12 protein-coding genes and 1 pseudogene are annotated in these 16123 nt (G+C 52.8%); 6 read left to right on the top strand and 7 right to left on the bottom strand.

Annotated features, from left to right (window positions below):
* Nucleotides 1-81 precede the first annotated feature (81 nt).
* A complete protein-coding gene (locus OGY72_RS00575; protein ID WP_126957417.1) occupies nucleotides 82-1815 on the top strand; it encodes a phosphoethanolamine transferase CptA in 1734 nt (577 codons plus the stop codon).
* A 151-nt stretch (nucleotides 1816-1966) separates the two neighbouring features.
* Nucleotides 1967-2827, top strand: a complete 861-nt coding sequence (locus OGY72_RS00570) for a helix-turn-helix transcriptional regulator (RefSeq protein WP_008787053.1) — start codon at nucleotides 1967-1969, stop codon at nucleotides 2825-2827.
* On the opposite strand, the gene OGY72_RS00565 is transcribed toward OGY72_RS00570, so the two are convergent.
* The 5 genes and pseudogenes from OGY72_RS00565 to OGY72_RS00545 all read right to left on the bottom strand — a co-directional run bounded on the left by OGY72_RS00565 (nucleotide 2814) and on the right by OGY72_RS00545 (nucleotide 7829).
* Nucleotides 2814-3170: a PTS fructose-like transporter subunit IIB gene (locus OGY72_RS00565; RefSeq protein WP_008787052.1), complete on the bottom strand. Its 357-nt coding sequence runs from the start codon at nucleotides 3168-3170 to the stop codon at nucleotides 2814-2816. The two genes, OGY72_RS00570 and OGY72_RS00565, sit on opposite strands and share 14 nt — an antisense overlap.
* 1 nt (nucleotide 3171) lies before the next feature.
* On the bottom strand, nucleotides 3172-4050 hold the full coding sequence (locus OGY72_RS00560) for a [formate-C-acetyltransferase]-activating enzyme (protein WP_286546054.1): 879 nt from the start codon (nucleotides 4048-4050) through the stop codon (nucleotides 3172-3174).
* Nucleotides 4016-6313, bottom strand: coding sequence for a formate C-acetyltransferase (locus OGY72_RS00555; protein WP_286546051.1), 2298 nt, complete (start codon nucleotides 6311-6313; stop codon nucleotides 4016-4018). Before OGY72_RS00555 ends, OGY72_RS00560 begins: the two co-directional genes overlap by 35 nt.
* 101 nt (nucleotides 6314-6414) lie before the next feature.
* Nucleotides 6415-6735, bottom strand: a pseudogene (locus OGY72_RS00550) (PTS fructose-like transporter subunit IIB).
* 14 nt (nucleotides 6736-6749) lie between these two features.
* Entirely contained in the window at nucleotides 6750-7829 is a 1080-nt protein-coding gene (locus tag OGY72_RS00545; protein WP_286546050.1) for a PTS fructose transporter subunit EIIC, read from the bottom strand.
* A gap of 308 nt (nucleotides 7830-8137) precedes the next feature.
* Here OGY72_RS00545 and ptsP point away from each other — a divergent pair, with 308 nt between their 5' ends.
* From ptsP to gldA, 3 genes are read left to right on the top strand one after another with little or no spacing between them, the layout of a single operon-like run.
* The gene (ptsP, locus tag OGY72_RS00540) at nucleotides 8138-10639 is read left to right on the top strand and encodes a phosphoenolpyruvate--protein phosphotransferase (protein ID WP_286546067.1); all 2502 of its coding nucleotides are present in this window, start codon (nucleotides 8138-8140) and stop codon (nucleotides 10637-10639) included.
* 15 nt (nucleotides 10640-10654) lie between these two features.
* A complete protein-coding gene (fsa, locus tag OGY72_RS00535) occupies nucleotides 10655-11317 on the top strand; it encodes a fructose-6-phosphate aldolase (RefSeq protein WP_003825157.1) in 663 nt (220 codons plus the stop codon).
* A 12-nt stretch (nucleotides 11318-11329) separates the two neighbouring features.
* A complete protein-coding gene (gldA, locus tag OGY72_RS00530; protein WP_003825158.1) occupies nucleotides 11330-12433 on the top strand; it encodes a bifunctional L-1,2-propanediol dehydrogenase/glycerol dehydrogenase in 1104 nt (367 codons plus the stop codon).
* Between the two features lie 86 nt (nucleotides 12434-12519).
* Here the strand turns inward: gldA and katG are convergent, their stop codons facing one another.
* Nucleotides 12520-14700 carry a catalase/peroxidase HPI gene (gene katG, locus OGY72_RS00525; RefSeq protein ID WP_003825159.1) on the bottom strand — a complete coding sequence of 727 codons (2181 nt, stop codon included), beginning with the start codon at nucleotides 14698-14700 and terminating at the stop codon, nucleotides 12520-12522.
* A 168-nt stretch (nucleotides 14701-14868) separates the two neighbouring features.
* The gene (gene metF, locus OGY72_RS00520; RefSeq protein WP_003825161.1) at nucleotides 14869-15756 is read right to left on the bottom strand and encodes a methylenetetrahydrofolate reductase; all 888 of its coding nucleotides are present in this window, start codon (nucleotides 15754-15756) and stop codon (nucleotides 14869-14871) included.
* Nucleotides 15757-15831: 75 nt separating this feature from the next.
* Here metF and OGY72_RS00515 point away from each other — a divergent pair, with 75 nt between their 5' ends.
* Nucleotides 15832-16020, top strand: coding sequence for a hypothetical protein (locus OGY72_RS00515; RefSeq protein WP_286546045.1), 189 nt, complete (start codon nucleotides 15832-15834; stop codon nucleotides 16018-16020).
* Nucleotides 16021-16123 lie beyond the last annotated feature (103 nt).

Raw genomic sequence — 16123 nt, 5'->3', positions numbered from 1 at the left:
GATCCTAAGATCGTGATGCTTCAGTTCCTCTTAATGTTTAAGTGCTACTCTTGGCGCTACAATTAAAGACAGGCTTACATTATGCAATCCTTACACCCCCAGTCTAAACCTAAATTTAGCTGGAAAGCCCTGGGTTGGGCGCTCCTCTATTTTTGTTTTTTTTCCAGTTTACTCCAGGTCGTTATTCTCTTATCCGGCTATAGCGGAACTAATGGTTTACGCGACTCCTTACTGTTCAGTTCGCTGTGGTTGATTCCGGTATTCTTATTTCCAAACCGTATCCGCGTTATTGCTGCCGTCATTGGCGTAATGCTATGGGCGGCCTCGCTGGCTGCTCTAAGCTATTACGTCATTTACGGACAAGAGTTCTCGCAAAGCGTTCTGTACGTAATGTTTGAAACCAATGCGAACGAAGCCAGCGAATATCTGAGCCAATATTTCAGTCTGAAGATTGTCTTAATTGCGCTGGCCTATACAGCTGTGGCAATTCTGCTATGGACACGTCTGCGTCCTGTGCATATTCCATCACCCTGGCGCTATCTGGTGTCGTTTGCACTGTTATACGGTTTGATTCTGCATCCGATGACGGTGAACACGTTTATCAAACATAAACCATTTGAAAAAACGTTGAATGGTCTCGCCTCACGCATGGAACCAGCTGCGCCATGGCAATTCATCTCCGGTTATTATCAGTATCGTCAGCAGTTGACCGCGCTGAACAGCCTGCTGAATGAGAACAATGCCCTACCGCCGTTGGCCAACTTTAAAGACAGCTCAGGTGATGCACCGCGTACGCTGGTACTGGTGATTGGCGAATCAACGCAACGTGGCCGCATGAGCCTGTACGGTTACCCACGCGAAACAACGCCGGAACTGGATGCGCTGCATAAATCCGATCCTAACTTCACCGTGTTCAATAATGTTGTGACCTCCCGTCCGTACACCATTGAAATCCTGCAGCAGGCGCTGACCTTCGCTAACGAGAAGAACCCGGATCTGTATCTGACTCAGCCGTCCCTGATGAACATGATGAAACAGGCAGGTTATAAAACCTTCTGGATCACCAATCAGCAGACGATGACTGCCCGCAACACCATGCTGACAGTGTTCTCTAAGCAGACGGATAAACAGTTCTATATGAACCAGCAGCGTACACAAAGTGCGCGCGAATATGACAGCAACGTGCTGGCACCGTTTAAAGAAGTACTGGCCGACCCTGCACCGAAAAAGTTCATCATCGTGCACCTGCTGGGAACGCATATTAAGTACAAATTCCGCTATCCGGATGGTCAGGGTAAGTTCGACAATAATATCGACAATGTGCCCGCTGGCCTGAGTGACGATGAGCTGGAAGCTTACAACGATTACGACAGCGCGAATGTTTACAATGACCATATCATTGCCAGTCTGATCAAAGACTATAAAGCGACCGATCCGAACGGCTTCCTGCTGTACTTCTCCGATCATGGAGAAGAGGTATACGATACGCCGCCGCATAAAACGCAGGGTCGTAATGAAGACAACCCAACGCGTCATATGTATACGGTGCCGTTCCTGCTGTGGACCTCGGAAAAATGGCAGGCTGCACACCCACGTGACTTCTCACAGGATGTGAATCGTAAATACAGCAGCTCAGAGCTTATCCACACCTGGTCTGATTTAGCGGGCTTCACCTATGATGGTTTCGATCCAACTCGTGCCATTACCAGCCCGCAGTTCAAAGAGACGACCCGCTGGATTGGCAACCCGTACAAAAAGAATGCCCTGATTGATTACGATACCCTGCCTTACGGCGATCAAATCGGTAATCAGTAACAGTCTGCCGGATGCGCTACGCTTATCCGGCCTACAGCTCGCAAAGACTTGTAGGCCGGATAAGGCATTAGCCGCCATCCGGCAATAATCACTTGAGGGCGATTGTTTTCAACGTTACTGTTTCCCTGTCTGCTGCCTGCAAGGGATTAACATGTATCACGACATCAGCCACCTGCTCTCTCGCCTGATCAACGGCCCCACACCGCTGCGCCAGATTTACTTTGCCAGCACCAGTAGCTCAACGCCGGAACTGGCGTATCAGGTCGATTTCCCCCGACTGGAGATTGTGCTGGAAGGTGAATTCACCGATAACGGTGTTGCTGGAGCATCCGCGACGTTACAGCCTTGCGATGCCTTGTTCGTTCCGGCTGGTGGCTGGAACTTTCCACAGTGGCTCACACCGGTGACCACGCTCAGTATCTTATTTGGCAAACAGCAACTGGGTTTTAGCATCGTGCAGTGGGACGGTAAGCAATATCAAAACCTTACCCGCCAGCACGTCGCGCGGCGTGGACCGCGTATTGGCTCATTCCTGCTGCAAACGCTCAATGAAATGCAGATGCAGCCGCAGGAGCAGCAAACCGCCAGGCTAATCGTTGCAAGCTTACTGAGCCACTGTCGCGATCTGCTCGGCAGCCAGATCCAAACCGCATCACGCAGTCAGGCGCTTTTCGAAGCCATTCGCAACTATATTGACGAACGCTACGCTTCACCACTCACCCGAGAATCCGTCGCGCAGGCGTTCTACATCTCACCCAATTATCTTTCCCACCTTTTTCAAAAAACGGGCGCTATCGGTTTTAACGAATACCTGAACCACACGCGACTGGAGCACGCAAAAACGCTGTTGAAGGGTTACGAATTGAAGATTAAAGAGGTGGCGCACATTTGTGGGTTTGTTGACAGCAACTACTTCTGCCGCCTGTTTCGCAAAAATACCGAACGTTCGCCATCAGAATACCGTCGGCAGTACCACAGCCAATTGACGGAGAAAGAAGCTAATCCAGAGTAAGATGCGTATGCTGTGGCGCTGAAAGCAGCTTTCGCACGGCGCTCATCACCCGCTGCGGCTCACGCAGAAATGCGCTAATGCCCGACTGAACGTATCGGCTCTGCGTAAAACGCTCTGCTCCTGCCAGTTCAATATCAGTAATCAGCAACACCACATCAGCGCGGTTAATATCCTCTTCCGTCAGGCGATTTTCGGTACCCAACGCACCCTGAGTTTCGATCTTGATGCTCCATTTTTCTTGCTGGCAGAGTTTCTCCAGCCGCTCAGCTGCCATATAGGTATGGGCCACGCCGCTTACGCACGCGGTGACAGCGACCAGATATCGTACAGGTGCGATGGTCATACTATCCTCCTACTGTTACCTGAAATCCGGCGCATTCTGCCATCTTACGTATACTATCCACCTCTTGCGCCGTCGGTACGGGCACTTCTTTCATCAACCAGGGCAAACCGAGCAGGCTGTATTTTGGCTCGCCATATTGATGAAACGGTAGCAGGTGTACCTGCTTTATGCCTAGTGATGACAACATCGTCAACACATGCTGCGTGTTATCTGAATTCATCGTAAAGCCCGGAATCAGCGGCAGGCGAGGTATGACATTAACCCCTTCCTCCACCAATAACCGTAAATTCGCCAGTACACGCGGTAGGTTCATGTTGATGACCTCACGAGCCAGATCTCCATCCATTATTTTGAGATCGAACAACACCTCATCACACTCTTTTGCCAGCGATAACAAGCGACCGGCCGGCGCATCGCCAGCCGTTTCAATTGCACAGCGCACATCCCAGCGCCGCAGACGTTGCAGGAACCGTGTGGCAAAGGGCGCTTGCATCAGCACTTCACCGCCGGAAAGCGTCACCCCTCCACCAGAAGAGCGAAAGAAAATATCATCTTTCATCACTTCACGTTCCAGCTCGTCCAGCGTGATATCACGACCAATACGCTCAAACGCACCGGAGGGACACTCGTCAGCATCACGCAGACAGGGTGTGCAGTGCAGGCATTTACTCTCCCGCCGTACCGTTTCAATACGTGGGGAGAGAGATTCAGGGTTAGCACACCAAGGGCAGGTATGCGGACAGCCTTTAAAAAAGACGACCGTACGAATACCCTGCCCATCATTCAGTGAGTAACGCTGAATGTTGAATATACGCGCGACGTCCTCGCCACGGGGGTCAATTACTTCACAGTTGATGCGCGGTGCGGCGAATGATGTCATCCTGGATCTCCTTCGACAGCTCGACAAAGAAGGCGCTGTAACCCGCCACGCGCACCACCAGCCCGGTGAAATCCTGCGGGCGCTGCTGTGCTTCGCGCAATGTGTCGGCATTTACCACGTTAAACTGGATGTGCTGGAGCTTGAGCTGGGTAAATGCCCGCAGAAAATCCGCCAGCTTGCGTAAACCGGCCTCACCTTCCAGTGTGGCTGGCGTAAACTTCACATTCAGCAACGTCCCATTGGAAAGTAGCGTGTTATCCAGCTTGCTGACCGACTTCAATACCGCCGTCGGTCCTTGCATATCCTGTCCCAGCATCGGCGACAGGCCCCCATCTGCCAGTTGTTCCCCGGCGAAGCGGCCATCCGGTGTTGCCCCAACGACCGAACCCAGCGGCACGTGCGCAGAGACGGTATACGAACCCGGCGTAAATTGCCCGCCGCGTGGATTCTGGTATTTCTCTACCTCTTTGCAGTAATGACGTAGCAGTTCGGCGCTGATGTTATCTACATCATCGATATCGTTGCCGTATTTTTCGAAGCGATTGATCAGCCTGGCGCGAACTTTCTCGCCTTCCGGGGTAGCAAAGTTATCTTTTAGCACCGACAAAAGTTCATCAAAAGATAAGCGCTGTTGTTCGAATACCAGCCCATTGAGCGCATGCAGCGAATCGCTCAGGTTTGCAATACCGATCCCCTGTACGCCGGAGAAGTTATAACGCGCGCCGCCGTCGGTAATATCGCACCCTTTATCCAGACAGTCGCTAATAAACGAGGAGAGCAGCGGCACCGGTGCCCAGTCGCGGTGACCGATATCGCAGATATTACTGCCCTCCACCATCAACGTGATGTAGTGGCTGATTTTGGCACGAATATGCGCCAGGAGATCGTCGTACGTCAGAGTGCGGTTGCCTTCGTTCTCATGCAGACAAATTTCCATCACTTTCAGCAGATTAAACATAGCGATATCGTGCAAACCGTATGTTCTGCCTGGAATAGACAGCTCGACACAGCCTACTACCGCGTAATCCCGCGCATCTTCCAGAGAAACACCGCGATTCAGAAACGCGGGCACCACCACTTCATCGTTAAAGATTTGCGGGATGCCGGTACCAAGACGAATGGTCTGTGCTGTTTTCATCAGGAACGGTGTATCGATCAACGCATTCGTGCGCACACCGAGGTTTGGTTGTGGCAGCTGTACGTTCTGATACGCATCAAGACAGAGGAAAGACAGTACATTTACCGCACTACGACCATTCTCCGTTAATCCCCCCAGTAGCGCGGTGTAGCCTGTTGGGAAGCCAGCGAAATAGCGCGCGCTGCTGGTGGATCGCAGCAGTACGATGTCATTACATTTCACCCACAGGGATTCGAGGATCTCTTGTAAGAATGCCGGGTCTTCCCCCTGCGTCAGCGAAGCCTGATAAAACGGCAGCATATACTGGTCGAAGCGTCCGAGTGAAAGCGAACTGGCGTTGGATTCATATTGCAAAATAATGTTCATGTACCAGAACAGCTGACATGCCTGCCAGAAGGTTTGCGGCTTGCTCTGGGCGTTATGCCGGGAGTTTTCAGCAATCGTCAGTAATTCCTGGCGTCGCTGCGCATCCGGGCAGCTTTCCGCCATCTTCTCTGCCAACATAGCGTAACGCAGAATATGGTTTTGCGAAGCCTCCAGCAGTAGCAGCGCAGCCTGATAAAAGTGATTCTCCGGCTGCTGCAGACAATGCGCTCGCATCTGCGCTACCAGCTCGCCAAGCCCGTGATTCAACAGGCGTGGATAATCAATAATGATATGTCCCTGACCTTTGTCAGTCTGGTTAATGCTAAAAATCTGGGTGCTGACGGCAGCTTTAACCTCATCGGTCATCTGACCGTTGATGAAATCTTTCATCGACCGCTTTTCCCAGTACGGATACAGCACATCACGATAGCGATGTTTATCCTCTTCGCTGATGTCAAAACGGTCCTGCGGACGGGTTGGAAACTGCTCCAGCTCTTTAAGCAGCCAGTAAGGATCCATTTCCGGTGACATAATGCCCGCACGCGGTTTAACAGTACGGTTTCCGGCAATCAGTTCCTCATCACGAATCGAAATCTCAACGTGCTCAAGAATATATGCGGTGGCTTTCGCCCGACGCAGAATAACCGGCTCTCCCTCCGTCTGCTGGTGGCTGGCGGTATATAACAGCGCACGCTCAAGCGAAATTTCACGGTTGTTCTGAAACAGAGCGGTTTTTAAACGTTGGATGCGGTTCGTCATGAGGAACTCCTGCGGGAATAGTTGCCTGATGGCGCTACGCTTATCAGGCCTACGCATCTGTAGGCCGGATAAGGCGAAGCCGCCATCCGGCAAACAAACGGTTAAGCGGTTTGCGCCAGATGCGCGCCAATCTTGCTCATGATGGCGTCGGCACGTTTCACTGCATCGCTGATGTTGACGCGAACGATAGTTTTGCCCGCAAAACGTTCTTCAAATTTAATACCAATGTCCTTGGTCAGAATGACCATGTCGGCTTCCGCCACATCCGCCGCGGTCAGTTCGTTTTCCAGACCGATCGAACCCTGAGTCTCAACCTTTACTTGCCAACCTTTAGCTTTAGCGGCGCTTTCCAGCGCTTAGGCTGCCATATAGGTGTGGGCAACGCCAGAAGGACATGCGGTTACTGCGATAATCTTGGTCATGACTCATTCCTCACTTAATTCATTTCAAAATCTAAATCCAGGTCATCTTCTTTCTGATCGACCTGAGACACTTTTTTCCGCGCCAGACTTTTCAGTACGTTAACGCACACGGCGGTCACTACAGCACCAACGGCAACCGCCGCGATATAACCCAGTTTTCCTTCCACTACAGGCAGAACAATCAGCCCGCCCCAGCCGGCATAACACTGCGCACCAAACAGGGCGGCAGTTACCGTGCCGCAGGCGGAACCCACCATAATCGATGGAATGACGCGCAGCGGATCGGCTGCAGCAAACGGAATCGCGCCTTCCGTTACGCCAACACAACCCATTACCAGCGCAGCTTTACCGGCTTCGCGTTCTTCAGAAGAGAAATTCTTACGACCAATCAGCGTCGCTAAACCTAAACCCAGCGGCGGCACGCAGATCCCTACTGCGGCGATTGCCACCACGGTATAAACCCCCTGCGCCACGCAAATCAGCATGAAGGCATAGGCAACTTTGTTAATTGGCCCTCCCATATCGAAGGCCAACATCAGTCCCATAATTACCGCCAGCAGCACAATGCTGCCCTGCTGCATACCCTGCAGCCACTCGGTCAGGCTAGTGGTTAACGCGCCAACAGGCTCCCCCAGCCCCCACATCATGATGCCTGCGGTGATAAAAGTGCCGACGATGGGAATAACGAAGATAGGCATTACCGAACGCAACACCTTATGTACGGGGATCTTCTTCAGATAATGGACAACGATACCGCCAATAATCCCAGCAATTAATGCGCCAAAGAAACCTGCACCGAAGCTGTTTCCCACCCATGCGCCAATCGCACAAGGGGCCAGAGCAGAACGTTCAGCGATGGAATAGCCGATAAAAGCAGCAAGAAATGGCACCATCAAAGTCAACCCGGCGACGCCAATATCAAACAGCTTTTTAAGATTAGGATCGGTCGCAGCATCCGGTACCGCGCCTTTGCCATACAGCATGACGGAGACAGCCAGCAAAATACCGCCCGCTACGACGAAGGGGATCATATGCGAAACACCGGTCATCAGGTGCTGACGAGTATTTTTCAGGATTTGTACCAACTCTTTCATAAGTCGCTCCCGGGCTGCCTAAAGCCCATATCCATAAACTTGTTGCGGAAAACAATAGGCAATCTGACGCGACGCAAACAGTGGATAAAAAGGCCATTTGCTGGACTTTTGTAATATCAGTACAAAAATGCGATCCGCCTCATAACTTGCAGTTTCTCGGAATTTATAGGGGATACGCTGACTTGTGAGGGATGTCTCACTTTGATGGTTACATTACATTTATCCAGTTTTTGGCAGTTTTGTCACATGGCAGGCTCAGGCGTTGCCCTTTTATCCTGTAGCGAGAAATCGTTATGGGAGATGAGGCTATGGCCCTGATTGTGGAATTTACCTGTGAGCTACCCAATGGCGTACATGCACGCCCGGCAAGCCACATAGAAACGCAGTGCAACACCTTTACTTCGCACATTGAGTGGCACAACCTGCGTACCGAACGTAAGGGCAACGCTAAGAGCGCGTTATCGCTGATTGGCACCGATACTCTGGCGGGTGATAGCTGTCAGTTGCTGATTTCCGGTACAGATGAACAAGCAGCTCACCAGCATCTGAGCCAATGGTTACGTAATGAATTTCCACACTGCGATGCACCGCTAGCGGAAGCCAAAAACAACGAGCTGGAGCCTCTTCCGGCATCGCTCACCCATTTAAATCCACAGCTTTTCCGCGCTCGCACCGTCTGCAGCGGCAGCGCAGGAGGCGTTCTGAGTCTGCTTTCTTCGCTGGATCTTAACGCGCTCAGTAACCTTCCATCCGCTCAAGATATTGAAACCGAGCAAGCGGCACTGGATAACGGTTTAACGCTGTTGATGAAAAATATTGAGTTTCGATTACTCGACAGCGACGGCGCTACCAGTGCGATTCTGGAAGCACACCGCTCGCTGGCAAGCGACCTCTCACTGCGCCAGCACCTGCTCGCCGGCGTATCACGCGGGTTAAGCTGCGCCCAGGCGGTTGTTGAAAGTGCCGGACATTTTTGTGATGAATTCTCCCGTTCAAGCAGCAGTTATTTACAGGAGCGTGCGCTGGATGTACGCGATGTTTGCTTCCAGCTTCTGCAGCAAATTTATGGAGAACAGCGCTTCCCTGCGCCGGGAAAACTGACCCAGCCTACGGTTTGCATGGCGGATGAGCTAACACCGAGCCAGTTCCTCGAACTGGACAAAACATTGCTGAAAGGCTTGCTGTTAAAAAGCGGTGGTACTACGTCACACACGGTGATTCTCGCCCGGTCATTCAACATCCCTACGCTTGTTGACGTAGATATTGAATCTTTGATGCCATGGCTGCAGCAAACAGTTTATATCGATGGTAACGCAGGAGCAGTCGTCGTTGCCCCTAATGAATCCGTCGTACGTTACTATCAGCAAGAAGCCCGTATTCAGGATGCCATTCGGGAACAGCAACGTATCTGGCTGACCCAGGAGGCACGCACGGCTGATGATATCCGCATGGAAGTCGCCGCCAACATCGCCCACTCCGTGGAAGCGCAGGCAGCCTTTAGTAACGGTGCGGAAGCGGTTGGCCTGTTCCGTACGGAAATGCTGTATATGGACCGTACCTGCGCCCCGGATGAGAACGAGCTATACAACATTTTCTGCCAGGCGCTGGAACCCGCACAGGGACGCAGCATTATTGTGCGCACCATGGATATCGGCGGTGATAAACCCGTTGATTACCTGAATATTCCTGCTGAGGCCAACCCGTTCCTCGGTTATCGCGCGGTGCGTATCTATGAAGAATATGCCGCATTGTTTACCACGCAACTGCGATCGATCCTGCGCGCCTCAGCGCACGGTAGCCTGAAAATCATGATCCCAATGATCTCCTCGATGGAAGAGATCCTGTGGGTCAAAGAGAAACTGGCTGAAGCCAAACAGCAGCTACGAAGTGAACACATTCCGTTTGATGAGAAGATCCAGCTCGGTATTATGCTGGAGGTTCCGTCTGTGATGTTCATCATTGACCAATGCTGCGAAGAGATTGATTTCTTTAGTATTGGCAGCAATGACCTAACGCAATACTTACTGGCGGTCGACCGCGACAACGCCAAAGTTACCCGCCACTACAACAGCCTGAATCCGGCCTTCCTGCGCGCACTGGATTACGCCGTGCAGGCAGTACATCGACAGGGGAAATGGATTGGCCTGTGTGGTGAACTGGGTGCCAAAGGTTCTGTACTGCCACTGCTGGTGGGGCTGGGCCTGGACGAACTTAGCATGAGCGCTCCCTCCATTCCCGCCGCCAAAGCGCGGATGGCGCAACTCGACAGCCGCGCCTGCCGTCAGTTGCTGAATCAAGCGATGGCTTGTCGAACTTCGCTGGAGGTCGAACATCTGCTGGCCCAGTTCCGCATGACCCAACAGGATACTCCGCTGGTTACCGCCGAGTGCATCACGCTGGATAGCGATTGGCGCAGTAAAGAAGAGGTCATCAAAGGGATGACCGACAACCTCCTGCTGGCAGGCCGTTGCCGCTATCCACGTAAACTGGAAGCAGATCTGTGGGCACGCGAAGCCGTCTTCTCTACCGGATTAGGTTTTAGCTTCGCCATTCCACACAGCAAATCCGAACATATTGAGCAGTCCACCATCAGTGTAGCGCGCCTGCAAGCGCCTGTACGTTGGGGTGATGATGATGCACAGTTCATTATTATGCTGACGCTCAACAAACATGCCGCTGGCGATCAGCATATGCGTATTTTCTCGCGTCTGGCGCGCCGCATTATGCATGAAGAATTCCGTAACGCGCTGGTTAGCGCCGCCTCAGCCGACGCTATCGCCAGCCTGTTGCAACATGAACTTGAACTTTAAAGAGGATGTTTTTGTATGGAACTTTACCTTGATACCGCCAACGTCGCGGAAGTTGAACGTCTGGCACGCATCTTCCCTATCGCGGGTGTTACCACCAACCCAAGCATTGTAGCGGCAAGCAAAGAATCCATCTGGGATGTACTGCCGCGCCTGCAAAACGCCATCGGCGAAGAGGGTATTTTGTTTGCCCAAACCATGAGTCGAGACGCGCAGGGCATGGTGGAAGAAGCTAAACGCCTGAGCAATGCGGTGCCTGGTCTGGTAGTGAAAATCCCGGTGACATCCGAAGGTCTGGCCGCGATTAAGATGCTGAAAAAAGAGGGCATCACCACGCTAGGAACCGCGGTTTACAGTGCTTCTCAGGGGCTACTGGCTGCGCTGGCGGGAGCTAAATATATCGCACCTTACGTTAACCGTATCGACGCGCAGGGCGGCGACGGAATTCGCACTGTACAGGAACTGCAAACGTTACTGGAACTGCATGCGCCAAACAGCATGGTACTGGCAGCCAGCTTTAAAACCCCACGTCAGGCGCTGGATTGCTTACTGGCAGGATGTGAAGCTATCACCCTGCCATTAGACGTAGCGCAACAAATGCTCAATACCCCTGCGGTAGAGTCAGCAATAGAGAAGTTTGAGCAGGACTGGAACAACGCATTTGGTCACATCAACCTGTGAGGGAAATAAAGTATGGATCGCATTATTCAATCACCTGGTAAGTACATCCAGGGTGCCGATGTTATTACCCGTCTTGGCAGCTACCTCAAACCACTGGCAGAACGCTGGCTGGTCGTTGGGGACAAGTTTGTCTTAGGTTTTGCCCAGGGCGCACTGGAAAAAAGCTTCCAGGATGCCGGACTGGCGCTGGAAATTGCACCGTTTGGCGGCGAATGTTCACAAAACGAAATCGACCGTCTGCGCGGCGTGGCAGAAAAAGCGCAGTGTGGCGCAGTACTTGGTATTGGCGGCGGTAAAACGCTGGATACCGCCAAAGCGCTGGCGCACTTTATGGGCGTGCCTGTCGCCATTGCCCCAACCATCGCCTCTACCGATGCGCCGTGCAGCGCGCTGTCCGTCATTTACACCGATGCCGGTGAATTCGATCGCTATCTGCTGCTGCCCAACAACCCGGACAGGGTCATTGTGGATACCAAAATTGTCGCGGGCGCACCGGCACGTCTGTTAGCTGCGGGTATTGGCGATGCGCTGGCGACCTGGTTCGAAGCCCGTGCCTGTTCACGTAGCGGCGCAACCACCATGGCGGGCGGTCAGTGTACTCAGGCGGCGCTGGCGCTGGCAGAGCTGTGCTTTAATACGCTAATCGAAGAAGGTGAAAAAGCGATGCTGGCAGCCGAGCAGCACGTGGTTACACCAGCACTGGAACGTGTTATTGAAGCCAACACCTATCTGAGTGGCGTCGGTTTTGAAAGCGGTGGTCTGGCAGCGGCTCACGCCATTCATAACGGTCTGACCGCAATCCCGGATGCGCATCACTACTATCACGGCGAGAAAGTGGCTTTCGGTACGCTGACGCAGCTGGTGCTGGAAAACGCGCCGGTCGATGAAATTGAAACCGTTGCAGCACTGTGCCATTCCGTTGGCCTACCGATTACCCTGGCGCAACTGGATATCAAACAGGATATCCCAGCGAAAATGCGCATTGTGGCTGAGGCAGCCTGTGCCGAAGGCGAAACCATCCACAACATGCCTGGCGGCGCGACGCCGGACCAGGTGTATGCCGCCCTGCTGGTGGCTGATCAGTACGGTCAACGTTACCTGCAAGAGTGGGAATAACCTGCAAATAGAAAATCCCCGCAAAAGCGGGGATTTTTTTATTCATACCATGCCGGATCCGCGCAAGCGACATCCGGCATTAGCTGTTACAGCAGATCGAAACGATCCAGGTTCATTACTTTCACCCATGCGGAAACGAAATCTCTCACAAACTTCTCGTGAGCATCGCTGCAGGCATAAACTTCAGCCACTGCGCGCAGTACGGAGTTAGAACCGAACACCAGATCGGCGCGGGTTGCCGTGTATTTTACTTCGCCGCTCAGACGGTCACGACCTTCGAACAGCTCTTTTGACTCATCAACCGCCTTCCACTCATGACGCATATCCAGCAGATTGACGAAGAAGTCAGTGCTGAGTACGCCTGGACGATCGGTAAAGACGCCATGCTGGCTGCCGTCGAAGTTGGCACCCAGTACGCGCATACCGCCCACCAGCACAGTCATTTCCGGTGCGGTCAGCGTCAGCTGCTGTGCTTTATCGATCAGCAGCGACTCGGTGGTCGACACGTCAGGACGAGAGCGGTAGTTACGGAAACCATCGGCAATCGGCTCGAGCAGTTCAAACATCTCAATATCCGTTTGATCCTGGCGCGCATCCACGCGGCCCGGTGCAAAAGGTACTTTGATGCTGACACCCGCAGCGCTAGCCGCCTGCTCTATACCAACAACCCCGGCCAGCACGATAATATCGGCTAACGAAGCGGTATGGGCTGACTTATAAATGCCTTCCAGCACAGGCAGTACGCGTGCCGCGGTAGCATTCACATCCCAGCCACGCTGTGGGTCCAGCGCCAGACGCGCACCGTTAGCGCCGCCACGTTTATCCCCACCGCGGAAAGTTGATGCGGAAGCCCACGCTACCGATACCAGTTCGCCCACGGACAACCCGGAAGCGGCGATGGTCGCCTTCAGCTTCAGAATATCTTCTTCGCTTGGGTTGAAGAACGCATGCGGCAGCGGGTCTTGCCAAATCAGATCTTCTTTTGGTACTTCCGGTCCGATGTAGCGCGATTTTGGCCCCATATCACGGTGCGTCAGCTTAAACCATGCACGGGCAAACGCTTCGTTAAACGCCTGCGGATCGTTCAGGAAACGGCGGGAGATCTTTTCGAACTCAGGATCAAAACGCAGCGTCAGGTCGGTAACCAGCATCGTCGGCTTACGTTTTTTCGATGGATCAAACGGATCGGGAATAATTTCTGGTGCGTCAACGGCTTCAAACTGAATCGCGCCTGCCGGACTGCGAGTTTGTACCCACTCGTATTTGAACAGGTTCTCGAAGAAATAGTTGCTCCATTGGGTCGGCGTCTGCGTCCACACAACTTCCAGACCGGAAGTAATTGCGTCTGCACCCGCGCCGCTGCCGTAGCTGCTGGCCCAGCCCAGGCCCTGCGCTTCAATCGGCGCGGATTCTGGATCGGCGCCAACGTGCGAAGCCGGTGCTGCGCCGTGGGTTTTGCCCAACGTATGACCGCCGCCAATCAGCGCCACGGTTTCTTCGTCGTTCATGCCCATGTTACCGAAGGTCGCACGAATCGCCGCTGCCGCTGAGAGCGGTTCGCCGCTATGGTCCGGCCCTTCTGGGTTTACATAGATAAGACCCATTTCGGTCGCGCCCAAAGGCGCTTTCGCCAGCTCTTCCGGGTGACGGTGGGTCAGCCAGGCTTTTTCATCACCCCAGTTTACGTCGAGATCCGGTTCCCAGACATCTTCACGACCAGCACCGAAGCCGAAGGTGCGGAAGCCGGAGTTTTCCAGCGCCACGTTGCCCGCGAGGATAAACAGGTCGGCCCAGGATATTTTCTGACCATATTTCTGCTTGATAGGCCACAGCAGGCGACGCGCTTTATCCAGGCTGACGTTATCTGGCCAGGAGTTCAGTGGAGCAAAACGCTGCTGTCCGCGACCCGCGCCACCGCGTCCATCGATGGAGCGATAGGTCCCTGCACCGTGCCATGCCATGCGGATAAATAATCCGGCATAGGTTCCCCAGTCAGCGGGCCACCACGGTTGAGATTCGGACAGAAGGGCTCTGAGATCCCCTTTCAGGGCAGAATAGTCGAGTTTGCTAAACTCTTTACGGTAGTCGAAGTCCTCACCCAGCGGGTTCGAACGATTAGAATGTTGGTTTAAAAGATCAACGCGGAGTTGATTTGGCCACCAGTCGCGGTTATTCGTTCCTGCTCCCGCGCTCTGATCGTGACCGCCCTGATGAAAAGGACACTTACCGGCAGTTGATGCGTTCTGGCTATCGTCGGACATGCTCATCTATATGCTCCCTTTACAGTGTTCTGACTACGATATACACCACCAGAGATAAGATATAGTCGAAATAACCCACAGATTCGATAGCTAATTCCTTTTATATTTTAAGTTACAGAGATGTAGATCAAAATGATCAAAAAAAAGCCCTCCGTAGAGGGCTGGGGCATCTGTTTAATTCGGTCTTACACCCAGTGTGTGACAAATTGCGTAGCTCATCTCGGCGCGGTTGAGCGTATAGAAGTGAAAATCTTTCACCCCTTCGCGACTGAGGATCTTCACCATGTCCATGGCAATATTCGCACCCACCAGCTTACGGGTTTCGGCATCATCATCCAGACCATCAAACATGGTCGACATCCAGGAAGGGATACGAACATTGGTCATATCGGCAAATTTTTTCGCCTGTTTAAAGTTAGATACCGGCAAGATGCCCGGAATAATTTCCACATCGATACCCGCAGACACGCAGCGATCACGAAAACGCAGATAGCTTTCTACATCGAAGAAAAACTGGGTGATCGCGCGGTTTGCACCGGCATCTACCTTCCGCTTCAGGTTCAGCAGATCGGCCTGAGCGCTCTTCGCTTCCGGGTGTACTTCCGGATAAGCCGCAACGGAGATATCAAAATCCGCAACGTCTTTCAGCAGAGTCACCAGGTCAGAGGCATACATATCCGGTTTACCGCTTCCCGGCGGCAAGTCACCGCGCAGAGCAACAATATGACGAATACCGTTATTCCAGTAGTCCTGAGCAATGGTCCGCAGCTCATCGCGGGTTGCATCAATACAGGTCAGGTGCGGAGCCGCTTCAAGACCCGTGCGATCCTTAATACCTTTAATAATGCTGTGCGTGCGGTCGCGCTCACCAGAGTTTGCACCGTAGGTGACTGAAACAAACTTCGGCTTCAGGCTGCTCAGGCGATCGATGGAATTCCACAGGGTTTGCTCCATTTCACTGGTGCGCGGCGGGAAAAACTCAAATGAAACGTTAATCTGACCCTGCACTTCCGCCAGGCTCTGATTCAGGGCTTCCCGCTGGTTGGCGTGAAAAAAGCTCATACCTTACCTCATCAATCTTTTGTCGTTATATGTTGTGTTGTGAACTGCTATACGTTTAGACGTCTAGATGTAAAAATGACGGAAAAGCACGCTGGCGTCAACACAAAAATCATCGTTAAAGGTGAGGAATACTCAGCCAACGTGAAAAAAATTCACATCAGCCTGAAAGATGGGGGATTGCGGCACGACCGTCTGCAAGCCGTTAACGAGAGCGGTGACAGCCTCGCCTCTGGCCAGAGCGCGGGTAAGACGCAATACGGGTAGGTTTAACCCAGGATGAGAGTTGAAGTGATTATGCAGAAGGCTGTTGACGTATTTTATCCGGCCAGGGTCACAAACGAACCGTCGGCCGGATCATCCGGCAACA

The organism is Citrobacter sp. Cpo221 (assembly GCF_030332345.1).
Classification (GTDB): Bacteria; Pseudomonadota; Gammaproteobacteria; order Enterobacterales; family Enterobacteriaceae; genus Citrobacter; species Citrobacter portucalensis.
The sequence above is the reverse complement of the archived record's forward strand: the minus strand, read 5'-3'. Positions and strand labels throughout refer to the sequence as shown.

What these genes read in the sequence shown, in the direction of transcription:
- OGY72_RS00575 (WP_126957417.1), top strand. Translation starts at nt 82, where the DNA reads ATGCAATCCTTACACCCCCAGTCTAAACCTAAATTTAGCTGGAAAGCC.
- OGY72_RS00570 (WP_008787053.1), top strand. Translation starts at nt 1,967, where the DNA reads ATGTATCACGACATCAGCCACCTGCTCTCTCGCCTGATCAACGGCCCC.
- OGY72_RS00565 (WP_008787052.1), bottom strand. Translation starts at nt 3,170, where the DNA reads ATGACCATCGCACCTGTACGATATCTGGTCGCTGTCACCGCGTGCGTA.
- OGY72_RS00560 (WP_286546054.1), bottom strand. Translation starts at nt 4,050, where the DNA reads ATGACATCATTCGCCGCACCGCGCATCAACTGTGAAGTAATTGACCCC.
- OGY72_RS00555 (WP_286546051.1), bottom strand. Translation starts at nt 6,313, where the DNA reads ATGACGAACCGCATCCAACGTTTAAAAACCGCTCTGTTTCAGAACAAC.
- OGY72_RS00545 (WP_286546050.1), bottom strand. Translation starts at nt 7,829, where the DNA reads ATGAAAGAGTTGGTACAAATCCTGAAAAATACTCGTCAGCACCTGATG.
- ptsP (WP_286546067.1), top strand. Translation starts at nt 8,138, where the DNA reads ATGGCCCTGATTGTGGAATTTACCTGTGAGCTACCCAATGGCGTACAT.
- fsa (WP_003825157.1), top strand. Translation starts at nt 10,655, where the DNA reads ATGGAACTTTACCTTGATACCGCCAACGTCGCGGAAGTTGAACGTCTG.
- gldA (WP_003825158.1), top strand. Translation starts at nt 11,330, where the DNA reads ATGGATCGCATTATTCAATCACCTGGTAAGTACATCCAGGGTGCCGAT.
- katG (WP_003825159.1), bottom strand. Translation starts at nt 14,700, where the DNA reads ATGAGCATGTCCGACGATAGCCAGAACGCATCAACTGCCGGTAAGTGT.
- metF (WP_003825161.1), bottom strand. Translation starts at nt 15,756, where the DNA reads ATGAGCTTTTTTCACGCCAACCAGCGGGAAGCCCTGAATCAGAGCCTG.
- OGY72_RS00515 (WP_286546045.1), top strand. Translation starts at nt 15,832, where the DNA reads ATGACGGAAAAGCACGCTGGCGTCAACACAAAAATCATCGTTAAAGGT.